The sequence below is a fragment of the Gordonia phosphorivorans genome, assembly GCF_042432625.1.
GTDB classification, from domain to species: Bacteria; Actinomycetota; Actinomycetes; order Mycobacteriales; family Mycobacteriaceae; genus Gordonia; species Gordonia phosphorivorans.
This window is the reverse complement of the sequence record NZ_JBHLWV010000016.1, coordinates 210,189-236,434: the sequence shown is the minus strand read 5'-3', so window position 1 is coordinate 236,434 and position 26,246 is coordinate 210,189. Positions and strand designations below refer to the sequence as shown.

At 68.6% G+C, this 26,246-nt stretch carries 26 protein-coding genes; 18 read left to right on the top strand and 8 right to left on the bottom strand.

Annotated features, from left to right (window positions below; all coding sequences use genetic code 11):
• Nucleotides 1–82: 82 nt before the first annotated feature.
• From ACFFJD_RS07210 to ACFFJD_RS07200, 3 genes are read right to left on the bottom strand one after another with little or no spacing between them, the layout of a single operon-like run.
• Nucleotides 83–1,597 (bottom strand): AMP-binding protein, encoded by a 1,515-nt coding sequence (locus tag ACFFJD_RS07210; protein WP_382362590.1) that lies wholly within the window; start codon nucleotides 1,595–1,597, stop codon nucleotides 83–85.
• Nucleotides 1,594–2,715: an acyl-CoA dehydrogenase family protein gene (locus tag ACFFJD_RS07205; protein WP_382362588.1), complete on the bottom strand. Its 1,122-nt coding sequence runs from the start codon at nucleotides 2,713–2,715 to the stop codon at nucleotides 1,594–1,596. Before ACFFJD_RS07205 ends, ACFFJD_RS07210 begins: the two co-directional genes overlap by 4 nt.
• Nucleotides 2,716–2,740: 25 nt before the next feature.
• Nucleotides 2,741–3,928, bottom strand: a complete 1,188-nt coding sequence (locus tag ACFFJD_RS07200) for an acyl-CoA dehydrogenase family protein (protein WP_382362586.1) — start codon at nucleotides 3,926–3,928, stop codon at nucleotides 2,741–2,743.
• 92 nt (nucleotides 3,929–4,020) lie between these two features.
• Between ACFFJD_RS07200 and ACFFJD_RS07195 the strand changes: the two genes are divergently transcribed.
• From ACFFJD_RS07195 to ACFFJD_RS07140, 12 genes are all read left to right on the top strand, one after another.
• The gene (locus ACFFJD_RS07195) at nucleotides 4,021–4,209 is read left to right on the top strand and encodes a ferredoxin (RefSeq protein ID WP_345312047.1); all 189 of its coding nucleotides are present in this window, start codon (nucleotides 4,021–4,023) and stop codon (nucleotides 4,207–4,209) included.
• Nucleotides 4,210–4,301: 92 nt separating this feature from the next.
• Nucleotides 4,302–5,186 (top strand): 3-oxoacyl-ACP reductase, encoded by an 885-nt coding sequence (locus ACFFJD_RS07190; RefSeq protein WP_345312048.1) that lies wholly within the window; start codon nucleotides 4,302–4,304, stop codon nucleotides 5,184–5,186.
• A gap of 75 nt (nucleotides 5,187–5,261) precedes the next feature.
• Nucleotides 5,262–6,026, top strand: a complete 765-nt coding sequence (locus tag ACFFJD_RS07185) for an MlaE family ABC transporter permease (RefSeq protein ID WP_345312049.1) — start codon at nucleotides 5,262–5,264, stop codon at nucleotides 6,024–6,026.
• A 3-nt stretch (nucleotides 6,027–6,029) separates the two neighbouring features.
• Nucleotides 6,030–6,881, top strand: coding sequence for an MlaE family ABC transporter permease (locus ACFFJD_RS07180; RefSeq protein ID WP_246993849.1), 852 nt, complete (start codon nucleotides 6,030–6,032; stop codon nucleotides 6,879–6,881).
• Nucleotides 6,878–8,056: an MCE family protein gene (locus tag ACFFJD_RS07175; RefSeq protein ID WP_382362969.1), complete on the top strand. Its 1,179-nt coding sequence runs from the start codon at nucleotides 6,878–6,880 to the stop codon at nucleotides 8,054–8,056. The genes ACFFJD_RS07180 and ACFFJD_RS07175 overlap by 4 nt, the downstream gene beginning before the upstream one ends.
• Nucleotides 8,049–9,137, top strand: a complete 1,089-nt coding sequence (locus ACFFJD_RS07170) for an MCE family protein (RefSeq protein ID WP_382362583.1) — start codon at nucleotides 8,049–8,051, stop codon at nucleotides 9,135–9,137. The genes ACFFJD_RS07175 and ACFFJD_RS07170 overlap by 8 nt, the downstream gene beginning before the upstream one ends.
• Nucleotides 9,134–10,417, top strand: coding sequence for an MCE family protein (locus ACFFJD_RS07165; protein ID WP_382362581.1), 1,284 nt, complete (start codon nucleotides 9,134–9,136; stop codon nucleotides 10,415–10,417). The genes ACFFJD_RS07170 and ACFFJD_RS07165 overlap by 4 nt, the downstream gene beginning before the upstream one ends.
• 1 nt (nucleotide 10,418) lies before the next feature.
• On the top strand, nucleotides 10,419–11,723 hold the full coding sequence (locus ACFFJD_RS07160) for an MCE family protein (RefSeq protein ID WP_382362579.1): 1,305 nt from the start codon (nucleotides 10,419–10,421) through the stop codon (nucleotides 11,721–11,723).
• Nucleotides 11,723–12,994 carry an MlaD family protein gene (locus ACFFJD_RS07155; protein ID WP_382362577.1) on the top strand — a complete coding sequence of 424 codons (1,272 nt, stop codon included), beginning with the start codon at nucleotides 11,723–11,725 and terminating at the stop codon, nucleotides 12,992–12,994. The genes ACFFJD_RS07160 and ACFFJD_RS07155 overlap by 1 nt, the downstream gene beginning before the upstream one ends.
• Nucleotides 12,994–14,418: an MCE family protein gene (locus ACFFJD_RS07150; RefSeq protein ID WP_382362575.1), complete on the top strand. Its 1,425-nt coding sequence runs from the start codon at nucleotides 12,994–12,996 to the stop codon at nucleotides 14,416–14,418. Before ACFFJD_RS07155 ends, ACFFJD_RS07150 begins: the two co-directional genes overlap by 1 nt.
• Nucleotides 14,382–15,278: an Rv1363c family protein gene (locus ACFFJD_RS07145; RefSeq protein WP_382362573.1), complete on the top strand. Its 897-nt coding sequence runs from the start codon at nucleotides 14,382–14,384 to the stop codon at nucleotides 15,276–15,278. The genes ACFFJD_RS07150 and ACFFJD_RS07145 overlap by 37 nt, the downstream gene beginning before the upstream one ends.
• 11 nt (nucleotides 15,279–15,289) lie before the next feature.
• Nucleotides 15,290–15,898: a hypothetical protein gene (locus tag ACFFJD_RS07140; protein WP_382362571.1), complete on the top strand. Its 609-nt coding sequence runs from the start codon at nucleotides 15,290–15,292 to the stop codon at nucleotides 15,896–15,898.
• A 91-nt stretch (nucleotides 15,899–15,989) separates the two neighbouring features.
• Here ACFFJD_RS07140 and ACFFJD_RS07135 read toward each other — a convergent pair whose 3' ends face one another.
• Nucleotides 15,990–17,450, bottom strand: a complete 1,461-nt coding sequence (locus tag ACFFJD_RS07135) for an aldehyde dehydrogenase (RefSeq protein ID WP_382362569.1) — start codon at nucleotides 17,448–17,450, stop codon at nucleotides 15,990–15,992.
• Nucleotides 17,451–17,529: 79 nt separating this feature from the next.
• Entirely contained in the window at nucleotides 17,530–17,835 is a 306-nt protein-coding gene (locus ACFFJD_RS07130) for an antibiotic biosynthesis monooxygenase family protein (protein WP_382362567.1), read from the bottom strand.
• 65 nt (nucleotides 17,836–17,900) lie between these two features.
• Between ACFFJD_RS07130 and ACFFJD_RS07125 the strand changes: the two genes are divergently transcribed.
• Complete coding sequence (locus tag ACFFJD_RS07125) at nucleotides 17,901–18,713, top strand: alpha/beta fold hydrolase (protein WP_382362565.1); 813 nt, start codon at nucleotides 17,901–17,903, stop codon at nucleotides 18,711–18,713.
• A gap of 22 nt (nucleotides 18,714–18,735) precedes the next feature.
• On the opposite strand, the gene ACFFJD_RS07120 is transcribed toward ACFFJD_RS07125, so the two are convergent.
• Together ACFFJD_RS07120 and ACFFJD_RS07115 are read right to left on the bottom strand one after the other, a co-directional pair.
• Entirely contained in the window at nucleotides 18,736–20,268 is a 1,533-nt protein-coding gene (locus ACFFJD_RS07120; RefSeq protein WP_382362563.1) for a DHA2 family efflux MFS transporter permease subunit, read from the bottom strand.
• Between the two features lie 44 nt (nucleotides 20,269–20,312).
• Nucleotides 20,313–20,780: a MarR family winged helix-turn-helix transcriptional regulator gene (locus ACFFJD_RS07115; RefSeq protein ID WP_246993867.1), complete on the bottom strand. Its 468-nt coding sequence runs from the start codon at nucleotides 20,778–20,780 to the stop codon at nucleotides 20,313–20,315.
• An 83-nt stretch (nucleotides 20,781–20,863) separates the two neighbouring features.
• On the opposite strand from ACFFJD_RS07115, the gene ACFFJD_RS07110 reads away from it, so the two are divergent.
• The 5 genes from ACFFJD_RS07110 (at nucleotide 20,864) to ACFFJD_RS07090 (ending at nucleotide 24,685) form a co-directional block, all read left to right on the top strand.
• Nucleotides 20,864–21,358: a glutathione peroxidase gene (locus tag ACFFJD_RS07110; RefSeq protein WP_382362562.1), complete on the top strand. Its 495-nt coding sequence runs from the start codon at nucleotides 20,864–20,866 to the stop codon at nucleotides 21,356–21,358.
• A 64-nt stretch (nucleotides 21,359–21,422) separates the two neighbouring features.
• Nucleotides 21,423–21,662 (top strand): phosphoribosylformylglycinamidine synthase subunit PurS, encoded by a 240-nt coding sequence (purS, locus tag ACFFJD_RS07105; RefSeq protein WP_345312059.1) that lies wholly within the window; start codon nucleotides 21,423–21,425, stop codon nucleotides 21,660–21,662.
• Nucleotides 21,663–21,667: 5 nt separating this feature from the next.
• Complete coding sequence (gene purQ, locus ACFFJD_RS07100) at nucleotides 21,668–22,348, top strand: phosphoribosylformylglycinamidine synthase subunit PurQ (protein ID WP_345312060.1); 681 nt, start codon at nucleotides 21,668–21,670, stop codon at nucleotides 22,346–22,348.
• Nucleotides 22,349–22,359: 11 nt separating this feature from the next.
• Complete coding sequence (locus ACFFJD_RS07095) at nucleotides 22,360–23,640, top strand: M18 family aminopeptidase (RefSeq protein ID WP_382362559.1); 1,281 nt, start codon at nucleotides 22,360–22,362, stop codon at nucleotides 23,638–23,640.
• A gap of 130 nt (nucleotides 23,641–23,770) precedes the next feature.
• Complete coding sequence (locus ACFFJD_RS07090; RefSeq protein WP_382362557.1) at nucleotides 23,771–24,685, top strand: hypothetical protein; 915 nt, start codon at nucleotides 23,771–23,773, stop codon at nucleotides 24,683–24,685.
• Nucleotides 24,686–24,787: 102 nt separating this feature from the next.
• Here the strand turns inward: ACFFJD_RS07090 and ACFFJD_RS07085 are convergent, their stop codons facing one another.
• Complete coding sequence (locus tag ACFFJD_RS07085) at nucleotides 24,788–26,083, bottom strand: outer membrane protein assembly factor BamB family protein (RefSeq protein ID WP_382362555.1); 1,296 nt, start codon at nucleotides 26,081–26,083, stop codon at nucleotides 24,788–24,790.
• Nucleotides 26,084–26,246 lie beyond the last annotated feature (163 nt).

The window sequence follows — 26,246 nt, the reverse complement described above, 5'->3', positions numbered from 1 at the left end:
ATTGACAATTCCGTTCCCGCGCACCTTCAGAAGGCGCGCGGGAACGGAATCGACAATCGCGAGTCGACGCGGTCGGGTGAGACTACAGGCGCCAGTCGGGGGCGCCGAGCGCGTCGGTGAGGCCGACGCGGGTGGTCTTGAAGGTGGCCGTCTGGCCCAGCCCGTCCACCAGCCACACCTGCGACGGGTGCTGCTTGGGGCCCAGATCCTCTTGGGCGGCAAGGAAGTCCAGGAAGTCGGCCCGCTCCAGGCCGGGGGCCACCAGCAGTGCACCCACCTCGTCGCCGATCTCCACGGCGACGCCGAAGACCAGGGCCTGGGTGATCGCCGGATGACGCAGCAGGACCCGCTCGATGGGCGCGGTCCCCAGGTTCTCCCCGTCCACCCGCAGCCAGTCGCCGAGGCGGCCGGCGAAATGCACAAAGCCGCCCTCGTCCACCCAGCCCAGGTCGCCGGTGCGGTACATGCCGCCGCGTAGGCGATCCGCGGTGGCCGCCTCGTCGCGGTAGTAGCCGTCGAAGAGGCCCGGGCCCGCAGCGTTGACGATCTCGCCCACCTCGCCGGTGGGCATCGGCTCGCCGGTCGACGGATCGACCACGGCCACCGGGTCGCGGAGGGGACCCAGCGCGTCGTCGGGGGTCTCCGGGGTTCGCGTGATGGAGACGCCGCCCTCGGTGGAGCCGAAACCGTCGATCACCCGCGCTCCGAAACGACGCGCGAACTCGGCGCGATCGGCGGCGGTGGCCTCGTTGCCGTACATGATGCGCAGTGAGGTCTGCGCGTCGTCCGGCTGCTCCGGGGTGGCCAGAATGTAGTGCAGCGGCTTGCCGACGTAGTTGGCATAGGTGACGCCGTAACGCCGCAGATCCGCGCCGAAACCGCTGGCGGAGAAGCGCTTTCGCAGCACGATCGACGCCCCGCCGGCCGCCGCGACCGACCACCCGGCGATCAGCGCGTTGGAGTGGAACATCGGCATCGCCAGGTGCACCACGTCGCGGGCACCGATGCCGAAGCGGTGCGCGAGCATCTTTCCGGGGGCGGCGAACTTACGCTGACTGCACCGCACGGCCTTCGGCTCGCCGGTGGTGCCGGAGGTGAAGATCAGCATCACCAGATCGTCCGGATCGACCGGCGGGAGGTCCGGCGGACCCGGGGGCGTCGCGGGGGCCGCCGCGTCCAGCGCGGCCCGCCACTCGGGGCCGTCGACGTCGATCACCGGCACCCCGAGATCGTCGCCGAGCAACTCGCGGGTGGAGGCGTCGGTGAGCACCACCTGGCAGTCCGAGCGGACGATGTCCGCGGCCAGGGCGGCCCCGCGGCGGGTCGGGTTGAGCCCGACCAGCACGCAGCCGCCGAACGCCGCGGCACCGAACAGGTAGCTGAACTCCGGCACGTTCGGCAGCAGCACGCCCACGTGCGGCGGTCGATCCGGTGCCAGCAGCCGCCCCAGCGCGACCACCCGCAGCGCACTGGCCGCGAGATGGTCGCGCCACGAGACGAACCGGTCGCCGGCGTGAAGACCGCGGTCGGTCACCTCGGCCAGCGGCGCCAGCAGTTCCGGCAGGGTGCGGCGGTCGGTGACCGCGGGCTCGGTCACCCGAGGGCGCCGGCCGCGATCAGCTCGCCCAGCTCGTCCAGGACCACCGGTGCCGACCCGTAGGTGAACTCGTTGGCCTTGGCGCGCAGGAAGTAGCGGTGCGCCGGATGCGAGGTGTCCAGGCCGACGCCGCCGTGCACGTGCACCGCGGTGTGCGCCACCCGGTGGCCGGCATCGTCGGCCCAGAACTTGGCGGTGGCGACGGCGCCGGAGATCTCGGCGTCGGTGCACTCGGCCTGCCCGGACATCAGCCAGGCCGCCTGCGCGGTGCTCAACGCGAGCCCCTGCGCGTCGATGTAGCCGTCGGCCAGTCGCTGGGCGACGGCCTGGAACGAGCCGATCGGCCGACCGAACTGTTCGCGTTCGCGCGCATACTCGGCGGTGGCCTCCAACGCGGCGGAGACCGCGCCGGTCTGATCGGCGGCCACCCCCAGGCGCAGCAGATCGGCCACGTGGGTCACCGTGGCGGCGCCGCCGGACAGCACGTCGTCGTCGGACACCACGACGCCGTCGAACTCCACCGTGAAGGTCGGCAGCAGGCCGGTGCTAGGGGTGGCGACGAGGTTGACGCCGGTCGCGTCGGTGCGCACCATGGCCACCACGGGGCCGTCGGGTCCCATGGCGTTGACCAGCAGGGCGTTCGCGGCCGCGGCGTAGGGCACGTTGACCTTGACGCCGGAGAGGATTCCGCCGGTCAAGGAGGTGGTCGGGCCGAGCGCCGCACCGCCCAGATCCTCCTCGAAGGCGGCACTGAAGATCACCTCGCCGGTGCAGGCCGGCCGCACCAGTTCGTCGATCAGGGCGGCCGAGCCGTAGCGGCTCGTCGCCGGAACGGCGGCGACCGCGTGCGGGCCGTACGGGACGCGGCTCAGGTGCCGACCGAGGGCGGTGGCCACCGCGACGGTCTCCTCGGCGCCGAGGGCGTCGTCGCCGCTCACCTCGGGGGCGGCGGCCAGGCCGAGCAGGCCCGCGGAGCCCAGTTCACGCCACAGCTGCTCGTCGAGCGGTGCCGCGGCGGCCTCCAACTCGGCGACACGGTCCGCGGTGCTGACGGCGGCCGCGATGTCGGCGGCCAGGGGGCCGACATCGCCGGCGGCTTCGGAAGGATTGAAGTCCATGATGTCTCTCTTCGCCTGGTGGTGGTCAGCGTCGGGCCGGCGGCAGTTTGAGCGCCAGCATGCCGATGATGTCGCGCTGGACCTCGTTGGTGCCGCCGCCGAAGGTCAGGATCAGCGAGGTGCGCTGGAAGCGTTCGAGACGGCCGGCGAGATGGACGCCGGGGCTGCCCGCGCGCAGGGTGGCGGACGGACCGACCACCTCCATCAGCAGTCGGTAGGCCTCGGTGGCGAACTCGGTGCCGAAGACCTTGGTGGCCGAGGCATCGGCGGGCGACGGGGAGCCACCCTGCGCGGCGATCGAGGCGATCTTCCAGTTGATCAGCTTGAGGTACTCCACCTTGGCGTGGACGCGGGCCAGGTTGGTGCGCACCCAGGGGGTGTCGATCAGTGCCTGCCCGTTGGCGGCCGTGGTCTTGCGGGCGAAGTCGATGGTCTCGCGCAGCGCCGTCTGGATTGGGGCGGCACTGCACAGCGCGACCCGCTCGTGATTGAGCTGATTGGTCACCAGCGGCCAGCCGCCGCCCTCCTCGCTGACGCGCGCGGAGACCGGGACGCGCACGTCCTGGTAGTAGGTGGCCGAGGTGTCGACGCCGGACATGGTGTGCACCGGGGTGTACGAGAAGCCTTCGGCGTCGGTCGGCACGATCAGCATCGACAGACCCTTGTGCTTGGAGGCCTCCGGGTCGGTGCGACAGGCCAGCCAGACGTAGTCGGCGTACGGAATCAGGCTGGTCCACATCTTCTGACCGTTGATCACGTACTCGTCGCCTTCGCGCACCGCCGAGGTACGCAGTGCGGCCAGGTCGGTGCCCGCGCCGGGCTCGGAGTAGCCGATCGAGAAGTGCAGGTCGCCGGCCGCGATCTTCGGAAGGAAGAACTCCTTCTGCTCGTCGGTGCCGTACGCCATGATGGTCGGCGCAACCGAGTTGATCGTCAGGAACGGCACCGGCGCGCCGGCGATGGCGGCCTCGTCGGTGAAGATCAGCTGGTCCATCATGGACCGGTTGGCGCCGCCGTATTCGGTGGGCCACCCGAGGGCCAGCCATCCGTCGGTGCCCATCTGTTTCACCACGTCACGGTAGGCATCGCCCTCACCGAGCTCACCCTCACCGCCGGTCAGTGCGGCGCGGCGCTCCGGGGTCATCAGACCGGTGAAATATGCGCGCAACTCGCGACGCAGATCCTCTTGCTCGGACGTGTAAGCGATACGCATTCAGCATCTCCTGCTTGGCTAGTTCTGAAACACGTTCTAACGTGTAATCACGGGATCCGTCAACCGGGTTGGCGGGCGAGGAGAGGAAACCAATGCGAGTCAAGTGCGATTTCGACCTGTGCGAGTCCAATGCGGTCTGCGTCGGCATGGCGCCCGACGTCTTCGAGCTCGACGACAATGACTACCTGGTGATTTTGCAGGAGGAGGTGCCCGCCGAGCGCGAAGAGGAGATGCGTCAGGTGGTCGCGAGCTGCCCGCGGTCGGCGCTGTCGCTGGACTGATCGACGACGCTCTCCTTACCGTTCGGTAGGGGCAGAGGTGAGAAATGTGTTAGAACATGTTCTACTTCTGAGGGAGCGTTGAAAGGATCCACATGACTGAGTCGTTGTCGGGACGGGTTGCCGTCGTCACCGGTGCTGGTGCCGGACTGGGCCGAGCCGAAGCCATCGGCCTCGCGGCCGACGGAGCCACCGTGATCGTCAACGATCTGGCCTCCGCGCTGGAGGCCAGCGACGTGGTCGATGTGATCGCCGCAGCCGGCGGGACCGCGGTCCCGGTGGCCGGCGACATCGCCGAAGCGTCGACCGCCGACGAGATCCTGAAAGTCGCCACCGAGCAGCTCGGCGGCCTGCACATCGTCGTCAACAACGCCGGGATCACCCGCGACGCGATGCTGTTCAACATGACCGACGAGCAGTGGGACGCGGTGATCCGCGTTCACCTGCGCGGCCACTTCCTGCTGAACCGGAACGCCGCCGCCTACTGGCGGAACCTGTCGAAGGAGACCGGCGCGCCGGTTTACGGCCGTCTGATCAACACCTCGTCCGAAGCCGGGCTGCTCGGCCCCGCGGGCCAGGCCAACTACGGCGCAGCCAAGGCCGGCATCACCGCGCTGACCCTGACCGCTTCGCGCGCGCTGGAACGCTTCGGCGTCACCGCCAACGCGATCTGCCCGCGCGCCCGCACCGCGATGACCGCACAGGTCTTCGGCGACGCGCCGGAAGGTCGGGTCGACCCGCTTTCGCCCGAGCATGTGGTGACGCTGGTGCGCTACCTGGCCAGCCCGGAAGCCGCCGATGTCAGCGGGCAGGTATTCGTCGTTTATGGTCCCAAGGTGATGTTGATGGCGGCACCCACGGTGCGCGAGGTATTCACCGCCGACGGCGACCAGTGGGAGCCGGCAGCCCTCGGCGGCGAGCTCGCATCGTTCTTTGAAAGCGCTGACAAGCAGACTTTCTCCGCGCAAGATCTCATGTAATTCACACCAATCGACCGGACCGGCCAGCATCAACGTGCGTGGTAGGTTGACCTGCACGCATGCCAAGGAGGGGACTTGCTGAATCGACTTGCCGTCCCAATGGGCGGCGTGGGCGACTTCGTCGCCCTCTCCGTCGAATCAGCCCGCGAGCTCTTTCGTCGCCCCTTCCAGGCGCGCGAAACCATCGAGCAGGCGTGGGCTATCGCACGCGTTTCGCTGGTGCCGACCCTGTTGGTCGCGATCCCGTTCACGGTGCTGGTCAGCTTCACGCTGAACATCCTGCTTCGCGAGATCGGTGCCCAGGACCTGTCCGGCGCCGGCGCCGCGCTCGGCACCATCACGCAGATCGGACCGATCGTAACGGTGCTGATCGTGGCGGGCGCGGGCGCCACGGCGATCTGCGCCGACCTCGGTGCCCGCACCATTCGCGAAGAGATCGACGCCATGCGCGTGCTGGGTATCAACCCGATCCACCGCCTGGTGGTGCCCCGCGTGATCGCCTCGACCGGTGTCGCCCTGCTGCTCAACAGCCTGGTCTGCACCATCGGTATCGCGGGCGGCTTCGTCTTCTCGGTCTACCTGCAAGATGTGAACCCGGGTGCGTTCATCGCGAACCTGACCCTGCTGACCGGGCTCGGCGAGCTCATCATCTCGATGGTCAAGGCCGCACTCTTCGGTCTGTTCGCAGGCCTCGTGGCCTGCTACCGCGGGTTGAACGTCAAGGGTGGCGCGAAGGGCGTCGGCGACGCGGTGAACGAGACAGTCGTCTACTCCTTCATGGCGCTGTTCGTGGTCAATGTCGTGGTGACCGCGGTCGGTCTGAAAGTGACGATGGGCTGAACCATGGTGTTACCGGGTACTACAAGGTTTCTGACTGCGCGCGTCGCGCTCAAGCGCGCCGGCGACGACTGGAACAAGATCGGCGATCAAGCCCTCTTCTACTGGGATTCGATCGCGTCGATCCCGCGAGCGCTGCGTCTGTATAAGAAGGAGACCCTCCGCCTGATCGCGGAGATCTCGATGGGTACGGGTGCGCTCGCCATGATCGGCGGCACCGTGGTGGTCGTCGGCTTCCTGACGCTGTTCACCGGTGGCACCATCGCCGTGCAGGGCTTCAACTCGCTCGCCGACATCGGCGTCGAGGCGCTCACCGGCTTCTTCTCCGCGTTCATCAACGTCCGCATCGCGGTCCCCGTGATCGCCGGAATCGCCTTAGCGGCGACCATCGGCGCCGGTGCGACGGCACAGTTGGGCGCAATGCGCGTCAGCGAGGAGATCGACGCCCTCGAGGTCATGGCGATCTCCTCCATTCCCTACCTGGTGAGCACCCGGATCGTCGCGGGCATGCTCGCGATCATTCCGCTGTACTCGCTGGCGGCCCTCGCGTCGTTCCTCGCGAGCCGGTTCGCCACCGTGGTCCTCTACGGGCAGTCTTCGGGCGTCTACGACCACTACTTCTCCACCTTCCTCATCCCGTCGGACATCCTCTGGTCGTTCGTGCAGGCCATCTGCATGGCCATCGCCGTGATGTTGATCCACACCTACTACGGGTTCAACGCCTCCGGCGGCCCGGTCGGCGTGGGCGTCGCGGTCGGTAACGCGGTGCGCGCCTCGCTGGTCGTGGTCGTGGTCATCACCCTGCTCACCTCGCTGGCGATCTACGGCGCCGACGGCAACTTCAACCTGGCAGGCTGATCGCATTGAACAGTCGTTCTCACGGAGTCCGGAAGCTCGCCGCCGTCGTCATGGTCGGCCTGCTCATCGGCATCATCGTCGCCGCCTCGGGGCAGTTCCTCGGGTGGTTCGCCGACACCCAGAAGGTCACGCTGTACGCACCGCGCGCCGGTCTCGTCATGAGTCCGGCGGCCAAGGTGAAGCTGCGGGGCGTCGAGGTGGGTCGCGTCGCGACGGTCACCAACGACGGCGACCGCGCCGTCCTCGAACTGGACATGGCCACCAGCGACCTCAAGTACGTGCCGGCCAATGTGCGCGCCGACATCTCGTCGAACACCATCTTCGGCGCCAAGAACGTGAACCTGGTGATTCCCGACGAGGGTGCCGAAGGGCAGCTGCGCGGCGGCGACACCATCACCGCCGACCACGTGGTGGTCGAGCTGAACACCGTGTACCAGCAGCTGGTCAACGTGCTCGCCGAACTGGAGCCGGACAAGGTCAACGTGACCATGGGCGCCGTCGCCGGCGCGCTGTCGGGCAACGGTGAACGACTGGGTACGGCCCTGCAGGAGCTGAACCACGTCCTGGGCGAGACCAACAAGCACCTGCCGCAGCTGAATCGTCTGCTCACGCAGGCCGCGACCGCGACCAACGTGTACGCCGACGCCATGCCCGACCTGATGCGGACCATCGACAACGCGACCGTGATCGGCGATCTCCTGGTGGAGAACACCGCCAACTTGGACGCGCTGCTGATCAACGTGACCGGCATGGCCGACACCGCCAACGACGTGCTTGGTCGGTCCAAGAAGGACCTGATGGCCACGCTCACCGACCTGAACCCGGTGACCCAGCTGCTCGGCCGACAGGCCCCCGGACTGCGCTGCTTCATCACCGCGTCGTCGGGCGCCGCCGACCTGGCCACCCCGCTGCTCGGCGGGCGCAACGGCATGCTGCTGCTCGACGCCGGTCTGATCCCGGGCCAGAATCCGTACCGCTGGCCGGAGGATCTGCCCGAGGTGCGCGGCGACGGACCGCCCACGTGCGAGGCCGGTCTGAGCGACGTGACCTCGAAGGAAAAGGTCGACTTCTACGTGATCGACAACGCCCCGCAGCCCTACCAGCCGCGGACCACCGCGAAGGTGCAGCCGTTCCGACTCTTCAATCTGCTGTTCGGGGGGCCGCAGCGTGGCTAAATCGACTTCGGGGACTCCGGACTTCGTCGACAAGCGGGCCCGGGCCTTCCGGGCCACCGTGGTCAAGCTGTTCAGCTTCGTCGTGGTGATGGTGCTGGTGATGGCCGGTCTGGTGATCGTCTTCAGCCGCTACCAGTCCGGCAGCTCGGACAACTACACCGCGATCTTCACCAGCGCCTCCGCCATGAAGCCGGGCAGTGACGTGCAGATCGCCGGCGTCGACGTCGGCATGGTCGACAAGATCTCGCTCAACCGCGACAACGTCGCCGAGGTCAAGTTCACCGTGAACGACGACTACCGGCTGCCCAAGTCGGTGCGCGCCCTGGTCCGCTACCAGAACCTCACCGGCGATCGATACCTGGAACTGCAGCCCGGCAACGGGGCGCCCGGCGAGTACCTGTCGGCCGGCGCACAGATCCCGATCGAGCAGACCGAACCCGCGCTCGACCTGGACAACCTGCTCGGCGGCTTCAAGCCGCTGTTCCGCACCATGAGCGGCGAACAGGTCAACGAACTGTCGACGGCGCTGATCTCGGTCTTCCAGGGACAGGGCCCGGCGCTGCAGCAGCTGCTGTCGGCGACCGACTCGTTCACCAACACCCTCGCCGAGCGCGATGCGCTCATCGGGTCGGTGATCGACAACCTGAACACGACGCTCGGCCTGTTGCAGGCCGACTACACCGGTCTGGACCAGAGCGTCGACCGCCTCCAGCAGCTCATCTCCGGCCTGTCCGGCGACCGCGACGTGATCGGCCAGTTCATCACGCGCGCCGCGGACGCCACCACCGGCATGGCCGACCTGCTGCAGACCACGCGACCGGACATCAAGGGCGCCCTCGCCGGACTCGGGGAGACCTCCAACGAAGCGTTGAAGGCGGAACCGTACATCCGCGAGATGCTGGGCGAACTGCCCGGCAACTTCAAGACGCTGTCCAATCTCGGTAGCTACGGGGCCTGGCTGCAGATCTACTTCTGCCGCATCCGCCTGCTCCTGCCTGGACCGGGGAACAGTCAGTACTTCTTCACCGCCATCGATGCGATGGGTGACAAGACCAAGGCAGGCGGGAGGTGCGCGACGTGACCGATCAACCTGTGAACAACGACGGGACGAACGACGAAGTGCCCGGCGATATGGGTGCACCGGCACCGAAGCGGCTCCGCCGCGAGGGCCCGCGCTCGCGCGTCTCGATGGGCATCATCGGCGTCGCGCTCACCGCGGCGCTGGTGATCAGCGCCCTGCAGATGGATCGGCTGCCGTTCCTCAGCCAGGTGACCACCTACGACGCGGTGTTCGAGGACGCGGGCGGCCTGAACTCCGGCGACATCGTGACCGTGGCCGGCGTCAAGGTCGGTTCGATCACCGACATCGCCCTGAAGCAGACCTCGGAAGGCATGCGCGCGAAGGTCTCCTTCCTGCTCAACGACACCGTGGTGATCGGCGACCGGACGCGCGGGTCCATCAAGACCGAGACCGTCCTGGGTCGACGCAACCTGACGCTCACTCCACTGGGAGACAAGCGGCTGGAGCCGGGGAGCACCATCCCCATCGACCAGACCGTGGCGCCGTACTCGCTGACCGATGCGCTGGAGGACTCCGTCTCCACGCTGAACGACACCGACACCGATCAGCTCAACGAAGCGCTGCAGACCATGACGGCGGCGTTCTCCGAGACGCCCGCTGAGATGCAGGGCGCCCTCGAGGGCGTCGGCAAGCTGTCGGCGGCCATCGCCGACCGCGACAACTCGCTCAACGAACTCCTCGATCGGGCCGGCTCGGTCAGCGGCATCGTCGGCAAGCGCAGCGAACAGCTGCAGACGATGCTGCTCGACGCCAACGCACTGCTCGGTGAACTGCAGATGCGGCGCGACGCGATCCGCCAGGTGATCAGCGGTGCCGAGGCACTGGCTGCCGAGTTGACCGGTTTCGTGCAGGACAACGAGGCGCAGCTGACCCCGGTGCTGAACAAGTTCGGCCGGGTTCTGGACATCCTCAACGACAATGCCGATAACTTCTCGGACGCGATCGACAACCTGGGTCCCTACGCCAACATCCTCGGCGAGGCCGTGAGCTCGGGTCCGTACTTCTCGTCGCTCGTGGGTCTGCCGACCTGGGGCGATTACATGGGCAGCTTCCTGCGTGTGCTGGAAGGCAAGTACCCGGAGGCCTTCGAGTACTTCACCAAGTACTCCGGCTTCCCGGGCTGGCCCGGCAACTGGGGTCAGGCACCCGACCGCGGATCGCCCGACCTGCCCAGGCGTCCGACGCCGTCGAACGCACCGCCGCAGCCCAACGGCCCGCCCAAGACGACCACTTCGAAGTCTTCCGGCCCCCGGACGACCGCACAGACAGGAGGTCGCTGACATGGCAGTCACCGCAGGATTGCAGCGACTCTCCACTGTCCAGCGCGTCATCGCCGGCATCGCCGCCGTGGTGGTCGTGGCTCTCATCGCCGGTCTCGTGTGGTTCGGCGTGCAGAAGGCCACCACGCGCACCATCACCGCCTACTTCCCGTCGGTCACCGGTGTCTACACCGGCGACGCGGTGAAGGTGGTGGGCGTGCGCGTCGGCTCGATCACAAGTATCGAGCCGCAGAACCGCCAGGTCCGCGTCGAGATGCGCGTGGACAACGACGTGCCGCTGCCCAAGGACGTGCGCGCCGTGGTCGTCGCCCAGTCGCTGGTCTCCGGCCGCTTCGTCCAGCTCACCCCGGGCTACGTCTCGGGGCCGGACATGGGCACCGGCGACTTCGACATTCCGATGGAACACACCGCCGTCCCGATGGAATGGGACGACGTCAAGGCCCAGCTCGACGAGCTCAGCCAGGCACTCGGTCCGCAGCAGGACGGCAAGGACGGCCCGGTGGACCCGGGTACCGCCGCCAAGCTGATCGACGTGGCCGCCGACAACCTCGACGGCAACGGGCAGGCCATGGCCACCGCCCTCCAGGAGATGTCCACGGTGGCCGGCACGATCACGGAGAACCGGGACGACCTGTTCGGCACGGTGAAGAACCTGCAGAAGCTGACCGAGCTGCTGTCGCAGAACCAGGACCAGCTGGTCCAGTTCAACGGCCGGATGGCGTCGGTGAGCAGCGTCCTCGCGGAAAGCGAGCAGGAACTCGGCGACGCCATGGACAACCTCGACGAGGCCATGGGCGAACTGAAGACCTTCCTCGACAACAACACCGCGGCCATGACGTCGGTGATGGACAAGATGGTGCCGTTCACGGCCACCCTCAAGCGCAACGACGAAGGCCTGCGCGGCCTGCTGCATTCGGCACCGAATCAGCTCGCCAACTTCTTCAACATCTACAACCCGCTGACCGGATCGCTCGACGGCGTCTTCGGCCTCGGTATGGGCAACAACCTGATCACCCTGATCTGCGGTTCGATGGCCTCCACCGAGCGCCCGATGGACACCGACGCGGACATCGAGAAGTGCGTGGATCTGCTGGCGCCGATCATCGGCGACCTCGCGGTGAACTTCCCGCCCTTCATGGCCAACCCGCTGATCGGCCGCACCGCGACGCAGGACCAGATCACCTACCAGAATCAGAGTGTGAAGCAGCGCGCCCAGGCCGGCGTCCGCGGCCGCGACATCGATAACGCGAAGCCGTTCCCCGCCGACCCGATGCTGAAGCTGCTCATGCCGTTCGGGGGCAACTGATGAAGACCGGACAGAAACTGGTGGCGGCCGTGGCGGCGCTCGCGTTGATCGCGCCGCTGTCGGCCTGCGGTAGCGGGAGCCTGGTGTCGAGTGCGTCGGCGATCGGTGCGGAAGGCACCGGCGACGGCGCGTACGAGATCACCGCGCGCATTCCGTCGGCCGCGGGCCTGGTCCAGAACGCACCCGTGCAGATGGCGGACGCGACGATCGGCAGCGTCGGCGACATTCAGGTCGCCGACTGGCAGGCCAAGATCACCATTCGCCTCAACCGCGACGTGAAGATCCCCGAGGGTTCCTTCGCGATGATCGGCATGACCAGTGTGCTCGGTTCCTCGCACCTGGAGATCCTGCAGCCGGAGGAGACCGACGGCAAGTACCTGAAGCCGGGTCAGTCTCTGGACGCGCCCAACTGCCCGGTGCAGAACAACATCGCGGCGCCGGCCGGGAAGGCCGTGCCGGACATCAACTCCGCGCAGGAAGTGCAGGCGTGCCGCTATCCGACCACCGAGCAGGTCCTCAGCTCGCTGTCGGTGGTGCTCAACGGCGGCGGTCTGTCGCAGGCCGGTGAGATCGTCAGCGAACTCAGCGCGGCCTTCGCCGGCGGCGGCGACGACCTCGACCGGCTGATTCCGCGGATGACCACGCTGGTGACCGACCTGGACAAGCAGGCCGACAACATCATCAAGGCCACCGAAGGTCTCGATCGGCTGAGCGCGCAGATCAATGCGCAGGAGCAGACGGTGCAGCGCGCACTGGCGTCCGGCCCGCAGATCCTGCAGCTGCTGGTGGATCAGCGGAAGAACCTGGTGACCTCGCTGGAGTCGGTGGGCAACCTGTCCAAGACCGCCAACGAGATCCTCGAGGCCAACAGCGACGACCTGAAGGTCATCACGCCGAACATGCGCGAGCTGCTCGATCAGCTCGCCAGCACGGGTCCGGCACTGACCAACTCGCTGCGCATCCTGCTCACCTTCCCGTTCCTGCAGGAGAGCATCGAGGACGTGGTGAAGGGCGATTACGTCAACTCCGACCTGGTGTTGGACCTGACCTTCGATCGTCTGGACAAGACCATGATGGTCTCGATGGGCCTGACCGGCCCGGAGGGCCTGCTGGGCTCCTCGGCGGGCAGCGCCCGACAGTCGGCCAATCCGCTGACGGCGCCGTTCGGCATGGACCAGAAGAAGCCGAGCAAGAAGACGCCCAGCAAGACCCCGAGCTCGAAGACCCCGAGCTCGAAGAGCCCGACTACCAGTAAGAGCGGAGGCAACTGATGAAGATCACCGGCTTCGTCCGAGCTCAGCTGTACATCTTCGCGGTGGTCACCGTGGTGTCGATCGTCGCGATGGCGGTCTTCTACATCCGTATCCCGCAGATGTTCGGCGTCGGCAGTTACCGCGTGAACCTGCAGATGCCGTCCTCCGGCGGGCTGTACCAGAACGCGAACGTGAGTTTCCGCGGCGTCGACGTCGGCAAGGTGACCGGTATGTGGCTCACCTCCGACGGTGTGCGCGCCGAGCTGACCATCAATTCGGGCACCGACATTCCGGCCGATTCCGAGGCCGTGGTTCGCAGTATGTCGGCGGTGGGCGAGCAGTTCGTCGACTTCCGTCCGCCCCAGAACACCGACGGGGAGTACCTGCACAACGGTTCGACCGTCGAGGTCGAAGACATGCCGGTGGAGATCTCTTCCATGCTCGATCAGGCCGACGCGCTCCTGAACACGGTCAACGACACGAAGCTGCGCGCGGTGATGGACGAGGCCTTCCTGGCCTTCAACGGCACCGGTGAGTCGCTGCAGCGGCTGCTGGACTCGATGATCCTGCTCGCCGACTCGGCGGACGAGAACATCGACGAGTTCACGTCGCTCATCGACGAAGCCGGACCGATCCTGGCGACGCAGAATCGCACCGCCGACGAGATCCGGGCCTGGACCAGCAACTTGACCACGGTCACCGACCAGATCCGGGCGCACAAGGCCAACGTGACCGGCATCCTGCAGAAGGGACCGGGAACGGCCACCGCGGCGGGCAAGCTGTTCGGCGACATGAGCCAGTCGTTCCCGACGGCCGTGTCGAACTTGAGCGTGGACGCGCGCACGATGGCCGTCTATCTGCCGAATCTGCAGCAGACGGTGGTGCTCTACCCCCGCGTGCTGGCGGCGCTCATCACGGCCATCAACAACGGCTCGAGCGCCTACGGTCCGAACGTGAACTTCACGCTCGGCTTCCAGGATCCGCCCACCTGCACCGTCGGCTTCGTGCCGCGTGACCAGTGGCGCTTCCCGAGCGAACAGACTCCGCAGGATCTGCCGCCGGGCCTGCTGTGCCGACTCCCGCAGGACGCGCAGTCCACCGTCCGCGGTGCTCGTAACTTCCCGTGCGTGGAGTACCCGGGACGTCGTGCGCCGACGCCGGCCGAGTGCCGCACCGGCTTCAAGCAGTCGCCGGAGGACAACGTGGCCTTCCCGAATGGTCTGCCGGGTACCGGATTGCCGAGGCAACCCGCAGGTCACGTGGTTCCGGGCAGCCCGACCGCCCATGACCCGACGCCCGCGACCTATGCGACCACGTACGATCCTGTGACAGGGGAATTCATCGGTCCGGACGGCAAGATCTACAACGCCGGACTGGGCGAGCAGGCAGGTTCTAAGAAGACCGAATGGTACGAGCTGATCACGAAGACGGTGCAGTCCTGAATCCGGACGACGAGCCCGGCACGGACGACACCGCAGAGGTAGAGACCGCACAGGTAGACGACGCGGCGGGCGAGCAGCCGACCACCGCGCGTCCACGCACGCCGGTGGTGCGCAAGAGCAGCCCGCTGGGGCGCAAGCCCAAGGCGTCGGCCGCGAAGCGGACGGACCCGGCGACCGACGAGTCGGACGACGACGGGCGCGACGCCGACGCCGCGACCGACGACACCGTGCCGGTCGAGGAGGCCGCAGGCACGACCGGCGGCTACCGCGACAAGCGCATGGCCACCCAGCGTCGTCGAACCGCCCGCGAAGCGGCTGCGGCGGCCAAGAAGAAGCCGGCCAAGAAGGCCCCGGCCCGCACGGCGGGCGGGCGATCGGGCGCGAAGCTCGCCGCGCTGATGTCCGGCGTGGTGGTGCTGATCGTCGGCCTGGTGCTGTCGATATTCTTCGCCATCGGCTACCAGCGCATCGACCGCGACCGCGAATTGCGCGCCGAATACGCGACGTTCGCGCGGCAGGTGGTGGTGCAGATGACCACGCTGGACTCCGAGAACGCCGACAACATGTACAAGCTGGCGATGGAGAAGACCAGCGGGCGTGCCCAGCAGGTGTTCCGGGACAACATGAAGCAGGTCACGGATCTGATCCGTCAGGGTGACGCGGTCACCACCACCACGGTGCTCACCGACGCGGTCAGCAAGGCGACCGAGGACGAGGGCACGGTCCTGATGGTGGTCGGCTGGGAATCGCGGACCAAGGACGGCAAGCAGGAGCCGCTCTTTCAGACCTTCCGGTACAAGGTGGGGCTGACGCGCATCAACGGCGACGTGAAGGTAACCGATCTGGAGTTCGTCTGGTGAGTGTTCGCAGAGTGGCAACGGCCGTGTTCGCGGCGCTGGTGGTGGCCTCGGTGGCCGCAGCGGTGGTCTTCGGCGTCATGTTCGCGCGGGCCAACGCGCAGGAGAAAGCCCGCGACAGCGCCCTGCAGGCGGCGCAGCTGTACGTGCAGAAGATGTTCGCCTGGGATGAGAAGACCATCTCCGACAACATCAACTTCATGATGGCGCACATGACCGGTAAGGCGAAGGAAGAGTACGAGCGCAACGTGATCGGTGAACGGATCGCCGAACTGGTCAAGGAGCAGAAGTCGGTCGCCAAGGTCACCGACCAGGGGTCCGGCGTGGTGACCAACACCGCGGACACGGCGACGGTGCTGCTGTTCATCAACCAGTCGGCCTCGAGCGCGACGTCGGCGGAGATCCAGTCCAATCCGAGCCGGATCCTGTACACCATGGAGCGCCGCAACGGGACCTGGCTGATCAACGACAGCCAGCTGATCGACGATCAGACGCTCAAGGACGTGGTGGCCGAACGCGACGGTACGCCGCCGCCCAGCGAGGGGCTGATTCCGGTGCCCGCGCCGTCGACCTCCAGCGAGCAGGCGCCCACGAGCACCCCCGCTCCGCTCCCGACGGGCTAGCGCGCGGCGACGGGGAAACCGACCCGTAAGACGAGACAGGGGTCGAAGGCACAGTGTGCCTTCGACCCCTGTCGGCGTCGGTGGGTCCGGGTCAGGACGAGTAGCCCATCGGCATCAGGATGGACTTGTGCTCCAGGTACGACTCCAGGCCCTCGCGACCGTTCTCGCGACCGATGCCCGAGGCCTTGTAGCCACCGAACGGCGACGACGGGTCGATGGCGTACCAGTTGATGCCCATGGTGCCGGTGCGCACCTGCTTGGCGATCTCGATCGCGGCCGGCACGTCGGCGCTCCAGACCGAGCCGGCCAGGCCGTAATCGGAGTCGTTGGCGATGTCGATGGCCTCGTCGACGTTGTCGTAGGCGATGACGCTGATGACCGGGCCGAAGATCTCCTCGCGCGCGATCGCCATGTCGTTGGTGACACCGGTGAAGATGGTCGGGCCCACCCAGTTCTCGGTGCCGATGGCCGGACCGGCCACCTCGAGGACGGCGGTGGCGCCGTCGGCCTTGCCCTGGGCGATGTAGTCGGTGACCTTCTGGTGCTGGCGGTCGTTGATCAGGGGACCGATCTTGGTCTCCGGATCCTCGGGCAGGCCCGGGGTGAAGGTGGCGGCGACGTCGACCATGGCGGCGACGATCTCGTCGTGGCGCGACCGCGGGACCAGCACGCGGGTCTGGGCGACGCAGGCCTGGCCGGAGTTCAGGATTCCGGAGAACACCAGCATCGGGGCGGCGGCGGCGATGTCGACGTCCTCGAGGACGATCGCCGCCGACTTGCCGCCCAGCTCCAGCGAGCAGCGCTTGAGGTTCTCGCCGCAGCGCGCGGCGATCGCGCGACCGGCCGCGGTGGAGCCGGTGAAGGTGATCTTGTCGACCTCGGGGTGCTCGACCAGGGCCTGGCCGGTGGCGATACCGCCGGGAACCACGGAGATGACGCCCTCGGGCACGCCGGCCTCGGTGAAGAGTTCGGCCAGCAGGTTGGCGTTGATCGGGGTCTCCGGCGCGGGCTTGAGCACCACGGAGCAGCCCGCGGCCAGGGCCGGGCCGAACTTGTTGCACAGCAGGAACAGCGGCACGTTCCAGGCGATGATGGCGCCGACGACGCCGACGCCCTCGCGCACCACGAGCGTTTCGCCGAACAAGCCGGTGCGCTTCTCTTCCCACTCGTACGCCTCGGCGGCGTCGGCGTACCCGGCGAGCACACCGGTGCCGGCCAGCTGCTGCAGGGTGGCGACATCGCCCGGGGTGGCGCCCATCTCGGCCGAGATCAGACCGCAGATCTGCGCGGAACGCTCGTTGATGAGGTCGGCGGCACGTCGGATCACTGCGGCACGCTCGGCAGGCGGGGTGTTGCGCCAGACGCCGCTGTCGAAGGCGGCGCGCGCCGCGCGCACCGCGGTGTCCACATCGGTGGCGTCGGCACTGGGGACGCTGCCGATCAGTTCACCGGTGGCGGGGGAGAAGACTTCGAGGCGCTCGATGGAATGCGGCGCCACCCAGCGACCGCCGATATACAGCTGATCGGTCTTGATGGGAGTGATGACGGACATGCGTGCTCCTGGTATCGGGGATGTCTTTCCCGATACTAGAACACGTTCTAGTGCCTGGTCAGTACTTGACCGTCCCGAATCAGGACTGGGGGCTCACATCCAGCACGACCTCGAACTCCAGCAGGTCCGCACCGGTGGCGACGGGCTTGCGGTCACCGGAGTGCGCGGCCCGCGCATCGCCGTTGGCCCACGCCTGGAAGCTCTCCTCGTCGGCCCACTGGGTCACCACGAAATAGCGGTCGTCGCCCTTGACCGGGCGGAGCAACTGGAAGCCGAGGAAACCGGGTGCCTGTTCGACGACGCCGGCGCGACCGGCGAAGCGCTTCTCCAGCTCGGCGCCGTGTTCGGCGGGGACGTTGATCGCGTTGATCTTCACAATGGCCATGCCTGCAGCGTACGCGCGCGCAAGTGTCCGGCCTCGGCGCGGCGGGGCCGATACAGTGTGATCCCGTGGAATCGACTCCGAAAGCGCGCGTGCTCGGCGGCCTGCTCGATCATGGCGGCGATGAGGGCGGCTGCGCCGAGCGTGGATTCGGGACCATCGTGCTGCTGCACGGGCTGATGGGCCGGGGGCGCACCTGGCAGCGCCAGATCCCGTGGCTGCGCCGCTACGGGCGGGTGTACACCTACGACGCCGCCTTTCACCGCGGCGCGGACCTGGTGGGTGCGCCGACGGCCGTCGACCTCTCCACCGAACGCTTCGTCGCCGACATCGCCGAGGCTCTCACCTGGATCGATCGCGGCCCGGTGGCGCTGATCGGTCATTCGATGGGCGGACTGCACGCCTGGTGCACGGCGGCGGCCTATCCGGAGCTGGTCGGTGCACTCGTCGTGGAGGACATGGCCCCGGACTTCCGCGGGCAGACCACCGGCACCTGGGCGCCGTGGTTCGAGAGCTGGCCCGAGCGGTTCGGCGATCTGGACGAGGCGGTGGCGCATTTCGGTCCGGTGGCCGGCCGGTACTTCTACGAGGCGTTCGACGACGGGCGCCTGCACGGGTCCATCCCGGTGTGGGCCGCCATCGCCGAGGAATGGGGCGGCCGCGACTTCTGGACCCAGTGGGAATCGGTCAGTGCACCGTCGCTGCTGATCGAGGCCGAATACTCGGTCACCCCGGCGGGTCAGATGCGGCAGATGGCCCAGCGGAATCCGCACGCCGCCTACCTGTCGGTGCCGGGTGCGGGGCACCTGATCCACGACGACGCCCCGGAAGTGTTCCGGGGCGCCGTCGAGGCATTTCTGTCGCGGGTCCGACCCGTCTGAGGGCGGTCGGCCGCGGCCGGGATCAGTGCGGAAGCACCACCGGCTGGTCCGCACTATCGATCTGCACGTCCTCGGCCACCACCTGGGTGATCTTGCGGCGCGGCAGGAAGAAGGCCGGGATGAAGCAGCACGCCACCAGGACGGAAGCCACCAGGAAGGTGGTGCTGAAGCCGTTGGCCGCGTCGACCTTGGCGGCCTCGACCACCGGGGCCGGAATGTCGACGCCGGGCAGGCCGATCGACATCAGGATGCCGCGGGTGTCGGCCAGCAGCAGGCCGGTGAAGATCACCGTGATCACAGCGGTGCCGATCGAGGCGGCGGTCTGCTGCAGGGCGTTGAGCATGGTCGACCCGTCGCTCACGTCATCGCCACGCAGCGAAGCCAGGGCGGCGGACATGATCGGCATCATGGTCATGCCCATACCCAGGCCCTGAATGAACAGGGCGCCGCACAGGTACACGTAGGAGGGCTCCGGCCCCACCGCGATGAACATGGAAACGCCGATGAGGATGAGCACGAGGCCGCCGAGGACGAACTTGCCCGGGCCCATCTTGTCGGTCAACTTGCCCGCGATCGGCATGGTCAGCATGGCGCCGAGACCCTGCGGTGCCAGCAGCAGGCCGGCCATCATCGGGCTCTTCTCGCCGACCATCTGGAAGTACTGCGGGTACAGCAGGCCCGAGCCGAAGAAGGCGACGGCGAAGAAGGCCATGGTGATCACCGAGACGGTGAGCGTGCGGTTGCGGAACAGGCGCAGGTCCAGCAGCGGGTACTTGGCGCGCAGGGCCCAGAACACGAAGGCCAGGATCAGCAGGCCGCCGACGATCATCGAGACATAGACGCGCGGGGCGTTGAACGTGCCCTCCTCGGCCGACGAGGAGACGCCGAACAGGAACAGTGCCAGACCCGGCGAGAGCAGCAGCAGGCCGATGATGTCGAGCTTGCGGCCCGGGGCCTTGTCGTTGGTGGGCAGCACCATCCACGCGTAGACCAGGGCGATCAGGCCCAGCGGGATGTTGATCAGGAAGATCCAGTGCCAGGAGGCGACGTCGATCAGCCAGCCGCCCAGGATCGGGCCGGCGATCGGGCCCAGCAGCATCGGGATACCGAGGATGGCCATCACCGAACCGACCCGGTCGGGTCCGGCCGCGCGGGTCATGATCATCATGCCGATCGGCATGAGCAGACCGCCGCCGAGACCCTGAATCATGCGGAAGGCCACCAGCATGCCGATGTTGGTCGACAGCGCGCACAGCAGCGAGCCGAGCAGGAACAGCACCAGCGAGGCGATGTAGACGTTGCGCGTGCCGAACCGGGAGGCGGCCCAGCCCGCGGTGGGAATCACCGCGGCCAGCGCCAACGTGTAGCCGGTCATCGTCCAGGCGACGGTGGCCGGATTGTCCACGTTGAAGTCTTGCATGAACGGCAGCTGCGCCACCGCCACGACGGTGACGTCCAGAATGGACATGATGGCGCCGAGAACCACGACACCGGCCACGATGAAGACATCGCGACCCAACTTGTCGGGCGCGACGGCCGGGGAGGCCTGGGACATGGGGATTCCTTAACGTCGAAGGGGGTGAAGCGGGGGAAAGCGGGTCAGGCGTGGTGGACCAGCGGCGGCGGCAGGTAGGCGGCGGCCGCGGCCACGGCCTGGTGCAGCCGGTCGCGGACATCGTCGGGGATCGCCTGCAGCGGTGCCCGCACGGAATGGCTGTGCACTCGGAACTGCTCGGTCAGCAGGTCGTGACCGGAGCCGGTGAGGGACAGGCGCTTCACGCGGCGGTCCTGGGCGTCCTCGCGGCGGTCCACGAAGCCGAGGGCCACCAGGCGATCGGCGGCGCGGCCGGCCGCCGGGAGCGACAGGCCCACCTCGTCGGCCACCTCGTGGACCGGGCAGGCCTTGCCGCGGGCCAGGACGAACAGCATGCGCAGCTGGGACACGGTGAGTTCGGTGGCGGCGACGGCCTCGACGGCGGTCAGTTGCGCAGCGCTCAGCAGTCGGTCGATGAAGTCCGCCACGGCGGTGGCGGTCGCTTCGACGGCGGAGGTGGCGGGTGCAGACACCCGGATATGGTTACGCAGGCGCAACTATTGCTGCAACACAACCAATGGTGAGCTTGCTCACTGCACGGCTAGGCTTGTGCACCATGACGCAGAACACGCACGGCATCAAGGACATTCCGGTCACCGCCCTGGACGGCTCGGCGCTCGCGCTGGCCAACTTCCCGGGCCCGTTGCTGATCGTCAACGTCGCCTCCAAGTGCGGCCTCACCCCGCAGTACGCCAAGCTCGAGGAACTGGCGCGCACCTACGGCGACCGCGGTCTCACCGTGGTCGGCATGCCGTGCAATCAGTTCATGGGGCAGGAGCCCGGCACCGCCGACGAGATCGCCACCTTCTGCTCGGTGACCTACGGGGTCACCTTCCCGCTGCTGGCCAAGGCCGATGTGAACGGTGACGACCGGCACCCGCTGTACGCCGAACTCACCCGCGCGGCCGACGCCGACGGCGAGGCCGGCGACATCCAGTGGAACTTCGAGAAGTTCCTCGTCGGTGCCGACGGGCAGGTCCTGGGCCGCTTCCGTCCGCGCACCGAACCCGATGCGCCCGAGGTGATCGCGGCGGTCGAAGCGGCGCTTTAGTCGTCGGCCGGTCCATGCCGGTACAGTGAACGTCGTCGTACGAGCTGTGAGGAGCGGTGCCCAGATGGCGCGTGTAGTGGTCGATGTGATGCCCAAGGCCGAGATCCTGGACCCGCAGGGACAGGCGATCGTCGGTGCCCTCGGGCGCCTCGGATTCTCCGGCGTCGCCGACGTCCGGCAGGGGAAGCGTTTCGAGCTGGAGGTCGACGACTCGGTCGACGACGCCACGCTGGAACGCATCGCCGAAGAAGTGCTCACCAACACGGTGATCGAGAACTTCGCCGTCACCCGTATCGCGGAGTGACGACGATGAGCGCACGTATCGGAGTCATCACCTTTCCGGGCACGCTCGACGACGTCGACGCGGCCCGTGCCGTGCGAGTGGCGGGCGCCGAAGCGGTCAGCCTGTGGCACGGCGACGCCGACCTGAAGGGCGTCGACGCCGTGGTGGTGCCCGGCGGCTTCTCCTACGGCGACTACCTGCGCTGCGGGGCCATCGCCAGCTTCGCGCCGGTCATGGAATCGGTCGTCGAGGCCGCCCGCGGCGGCATGCCGGTCCTGGGCATCTGCAACGGCTTCCAGATCCTGTGCGAGGCCGGTCTGCTGCCCGGCGCGCTGACCCGGAACGAGGGCCTGCACTTCATCTGCCGCGACCAGTGGCTGCGCGTGGAGAACAACTCGTCGGCGTGGACCACCCGTTACGACGCCGGTGCGGAGATCCTGATCCCGCTCAAGTCGGGCGAGGGTCGCTACCAGGCCGACGAGCGCACGCTCGCCGAGCTGCAGGGTGAGGGCCGCATCGTCTTCACCTACGCGGGCGACAATCCCAACGGCAGCCAGCTCGACATCGCCGGCATCGCGAGCGAGAACGGGCGCGTGGTGGGCCTCATGCCGCACCCCGAGCACGCCATCGAGGCCCTGACCGGCCCGAGCGACGACGGCCTCGGCCTGTTCTACTCGGCCATCGACTCGGTGCTCGCGAGCGTCTGAGTCCGCAGAAGATGATCGCCACCTCCGCGAGCGCCGAGGGGCTCGGCGCCTTCATCGACGCGTCGCCGTCGCCCTTCCATGTGGTCGCGCGCGTCGCGGCCGAGCTCGACGCCGCCGGTTACGAGCAGCTGCTCGAGACCGAGCCGTGGGATGCCACCGCGGCCGGTCGTCGCTACGTGATCCGTGGCGGCTCGATCATCGCCTGGAACGGCGGCGCCCTCGCGCCGCTGCGCATCGTCGGCGGTCACACCGACAGCCCCAACCTGCGGGTCAAGCAGCATCCCGACCGGGAGAGCGCGGGCCTGGCGACGGTGGCCCTGGAGCCGTACGGCGGCGCGTGGCTGAACTCCTGGCTGGACCGCGATCTCGGGCTGTCCGGGCGGCTGGCCTACGAGCGCGACGGCCGGGTGGCGCACGCGCTGGTGGCCATCGATGAGCCGGTCCTGCGGGTGCCGCAGCTGGCCATTCACCTGTCCGAGGACCGCAAGGGCGTGCACCTGGATCCGCAGCGACACGTCGACGCGATCCGCGGTGTCGGGTCCGCGCAGCCGCTGATCGAGTGGGTCGGCGAGCGCGCCGGACTGGCCCCGGGCAGCGTCCTCGGCTGGGAACTGATGACCCACGACGTGGCGCCGTCCCGGCTCATCGGCGACGATCGGGACCTCCTGAGCGCGCCGCGCCTGGACAACCAGGGCACCTGTTACGCCGGACTGCGGGCGCTGCTCGACGCCGCTCCGGGCGGCGAGGTGCCCACCGAGAGCACCGCGATGCTCGCCCTCTTCGACCACGAGGAGGTGGGGTCGGGGTCTGAACGGGGTGCGGCGTCGGACTTCCTGGTGACCGTCTGCGAGCGGCTGATCGGCGGCCTGGGCGGCACCCGTGACGACGTCCTGCGGTTGATGGCCGCGAGCTTCCACGTCTCCGGCGACATGGCGCACGCCACCCACCCGAACTACCCCGACCGCCACGAGCCCGGCCACCGCATCGATCTCGGCGGCGGCCCGGTCCTGAAGGTGAACCAGAACCTGCGGTACGCCTCCGATGCCACCGGCGAGGCCGAGTTCGCGCTGGCCTGTCGGGCCGCGGGAGTCCCGCTGCAGCGGTACGTGCACCGTGCCGATCTTCCGTGCGGCTCCACCATCGGGCCGCTCACCGCGGCCCGCACCGGCCTGAAGACCGTCGACGTCGGGGCCCCGCAGCTGGCGATGCACAGCGCCCGCGAGCTGATGGCCGCCGCCGACGTGCCGATGTACTCGGCGGCCCTGCAGGCCTTCCTCACCCGGCACTCGTAGGCCGTTCGCGCTGTCGGACCCGGTTCGCGCTGTCGGACTATTCCGGCCGCGCCGCCGGGATTCGACAGCGGGAACCGCGCGGGCGGCGCGGCGGGGGAACCGGACCCGGCGGCCGGTGCGTCTAAGGGTCATGGACGTACCCGTGGACCGGTATGGCATCCTGCGTCGCACCGCCGTGCTGCGGCACGGCTACACCGACGATCACCTCGCCGCCGAGACCGCGGCCGCCCGGCTGGTGCACCTCGGCTACGGCGCATACCTGCCGTCGACGGCCCTGCCGCCCGGTCCGAGCCGCGGCGACGTCCGCTATCGCTTTCGCTGCCTGGCGTTCGGCACCGCCGGGCTGGGCGACGAACCGCCGGTGCTGTCGCATCAGTCGGCGGCGGCCCTGCACCGGCTGCCGCTCCTGCGGGCCGATCTGGATTCGGTGCACCTGCTCAGCGGACGAGCCGGGGGCGGACACAAACGCGGCCGACGGCACATTCACGCGGGTCTCGCGGGCGAGTCGACGGTGATCGACGGGGTCCGGGTCACCTCGCTCGCGCGGACCGCGGTCGACGTCGCCGCCGCGGGGAACTTCGCCCAGGCCCTGGTGGTGCTCGACGGCGCGCTGCGCGCGGGCGCGACTCCGCGGGAGCTCGCCGACGAACTCGAGGCGCGTCGGCGCGCGGGCATCGCCGTCGCCCGTCGTGCCCTCGCCTGCGCCGACGGGGCGTCGGAATCGGTGGGGGAGTCGTGGAGCCGGGCTCAGTTCATCCTCGCCGAACTGCCCGCGCCGCGCCTGCAGGTGGAGCACCGGTGCCGCACGCAATGCCCACGGGTGGACTTCGACTGGGCGGGTCGCCTGGTCGGCGAGTTCGACGGGTTCGTCAAGTACGGGCGCGAGTTCCTGCGGCCCGGTGAGGCGCCCGCCGACGTCGTGTTCCGGGAGAAGGTCCGCGAGGACGAGCTCCGGGAGAGCGGGCTGATGGTGGTGCGGTGGACGTGGCGCGACCTGGAACGCGACCGCGTGGTGCCGATGATCGGGCGCTGGCTCCGGCGGTGAACTCAGTTCCCGCGGTCGAACTCCGGCCGCGCGGCCGGAATAGTCCGACAGCGCGAGCCGGAGTGGGCAGCGCGAACCGGAGTCGACCGCGTGGGTCGGGGGTCAGGCGGGGCGGAGGACGCTGAGCGAGGTGCCTTGGGTGAGCACCACGTAGCCGCCGACGGCGGAGGCGGTGCCGTTGATGGCGAGGTCCCATGCGAGGGTGCCTGCCGCCGCGTCGTACGCGCTCAGCGTGCTGCGGTTGGCCATCAGCAGCGTCGTGGCCGACGAGCCCACGCAGCGCAGCACGTCGAGGTTGTGGTCGGGGTCGGTGATCGACGGGGCCGGCATGGACCCGAGGGCGGCGCCGTCGCGCAGGTCGTAGAAGCGGCGTGAGCGGTCCTTGAGCGCGAACGCGACGAGGTCGCCGCACGGTCGGGTGTTGCTCTTGGACAGTTCCGGGTCGGCGATCTGCCACAGGCCCGCGCCGGTGGCCGGGTCGATCACCTCGTAGTGGCCGGAGTCGTCCATCATCGCGGACACGCCGGTGCCGGCCAGCACCGGCAGCACCGAGTCCCCGCCGACGACGGTCATGCTGCGTGCGGTGCGCACCGGGGTGGACGCCACGTCGCGCTCGGTGCGCGGATAGACCTGCACCTGCCGCCCGTCGGGGCCGCCGCTCACGGTCAGCACGCCCTGCTCGTAGACGAGCACCTCGCACTGCTCGCAGGCGAGCTGATCGGCGCCGGTGGCCGGATCGAGCACGAAGCCGCGGCCGTCGGCGGTGGTCACCACCAGGAGTCCGCCGCTCACGGTGGCCTTCGCGGCGGCGGCGAAGGTGCGTTCCCACCGCGTGGTCCCGGACGGGCTGCGCAGGGTGACCTGCCGCCCGAACTGGTTGATGCGCAGGAAATCGGCGCCGACGGCGGTCACCTGCACGGTGTCCTCGAGCGGGCCGGCCGGTCGGGGCGTCCCGTCGTCGTCGATCAGATAGAAGCCGTCGGGTCGGTCGCCGAGCTTCACCGCGCAGCCGACGCGGCGGTCGCTGCTGAGCGCGCAGTCGCCGAGCCCGGCGCGCATCGGCGCGGACCAGCGTTGCTCGCCGGTGCGGCCGTCGACGAGGCTGAAGGCGCGACCCAAACCGGACGGGTACGACAGCAACCAGTCGTCGCCGCGCTGGTCGGCCACCGCGATCGGGCCGGACCCGGTGTAGTCCGGCAGCGTCTGGTCGTCGACGCTCCAGGCGACCTCGGGCGCGGCGGAGTAGTCGCGCAGGAGGCCGTCGTCGCCGCGGTACGACGTCTCGGCGGGGCCCCACAGGACCACGCCGGCGATCACCACCAGCAGGAGAGAACCGAGCACGCCGAGCGCGGCGATCCCGGGGCGACGGCGGCGGGAGGAATAGTCCGAACGCGGCATGAGTTCAGTCTTGCACGGCCCATCCGGGCCCACCTTGAGTGTCGTTCGCTCAGGGCGTACGCGGTCGGGAACATCGCCCGGGCATGCGACGTTGACATCCACAGACCCACCGAAGCGAGTCGCTACGGTCGTCGCCGGTGATCTCGCCGTCGCGGTCGGGGTG

Excerpts from the sequence above, each read along its gene's own strand:
- ACFFJD_RS07130 (WP_382362567.1), bottom strand. The coding sequence starts at position 17,835 with ATGGCCATTGTGAAGATCAACGCGATCAACGTCCCCGCCGAACACGGC.
- ACFFJD_RS07110 (WP_382362562.1), top strand. The coding sequence starts at position 20,864 with ATGACGCAGAACACGCACGGCATCAAGGACATTCCGGTCACCGCCCTG.
- ACFFJD_RS07145 (WP_382362573.1), top strand. The coding sequence starts at position 14,382 with ATGGTACGAGCTGATCACGAAGACGGTGCAGTCCTGAATCCGGACGAC.
- ACFFJD_RS07160 (WP_382362579.1), top strand. The coding sequence starts at position 10,419 with ATGGCAGTCACCGCAGGATTGCAGCGACTCTCCACTGTCCAGCGCGTC.
- ACFFJD_RS07180 (WP_246993849.1), top strand. The coding sequence starts at position 6,030 with ATGGTGTTACCGGGTACTACAAGGTTTCTGACTGCGCGCGTCGCGCTC.
- ACFFJD_RS07095 (WP_382362559.1), top strand. The coding sequence starts at position 22,360 with ATGATCGCCACCTCCGCGAGCGCCGAGGGGCTCGGCGCCTTCATCGAC.
- ACFFJD_RS07135 (WP_382362569.1), bottom strand. The coding sequence starts at position 17,450 with ATGTCCGTCATCACTCCCATCAAGACCGATCAGCTGTATATCGGCGGT.
- ACFFJD_RS07195 (WP_345312047.1), top strand. The coding sequence starts at position 4,021 with ATGCGAGTCAAGTGCGATTTCGACCTGTGCGAGTCCAATGCGGTCTGC.
- purQ (WP_345312060.1), top strand. The coding sequence starts at position 21,668 with ATGAGCGCACGTATCGGAGTCATCACCTTTCCGGGCACGCTCGACGAC.
- ACFFJD_RS07120 (WP_382362563.1), bottom strand. The coding sequence starts at position 20,268 with ATGTCCCAGGCCTCCCCGGCCGTCGCGCCCGACAAGTTGGGTCGCGAT.
- ACFFJD_RS07190 (WP_345312048.1), top strand. The coding sequence starts at position 4,302 with ATGACTGAGTCGTTGTCGGGACGGGTTGCCGTCGTCACCGGTGCTGGT.
- ACFFJD_RS07200 (WP_382362586.1), bottom strand. The coding sequence starts at position 3,928 with ATGCGTATCGCTTACACGTCCGAGCAAGAGGATCTGCGTCGCGAGTTG.
- ACFFJD_RS07205 (WP_382362588.1), bottom strand. The coding sequence starts at position 2,715 with ATGGACTTCAATCCTTCCGAAGCCGCCGGCGATGTCGGCCCCCTGGCC.
- ACFFJD_RS07150 (WP_382362575.1), top strand. The coding sequence starts at position 12,994 with ATGAAGATCACCGGCTTCGTCCGAGCTCAGCTGTACATCTTCGCGGTG.
- ACFFJD_RS07090 (WP_382362557.1), top strand. The coding sequence starts at position 23,771 with ATGGACGTACCCGTGGACCGGTATGGCATCCTGCGTCGCACCGCCGTG.
- ACFFJD_RS07085 (WP_382362555.1), bottom strand. The coding sequence starts at position 26,083 with ATGCCGCGTTCGGACTATTCCTCCCGCCGCCGTCGCCCCGGGATCGCC.
- ACFFJD_RS07155 (WP_382362577.1), top strand. The coding sequence starts at position 11,723 with ATGAAGACCGGACAGAAACTGGTGGCGGCCGTGGCGGCGCTCGCGTTG.
- purS (WP_345312059.1), top strand. The coding sequence starts at position 21,423 with ATGGCGCGTGTAGTGGTCGATGTGATGCCCAAGGCCGAGATCCTGGAC.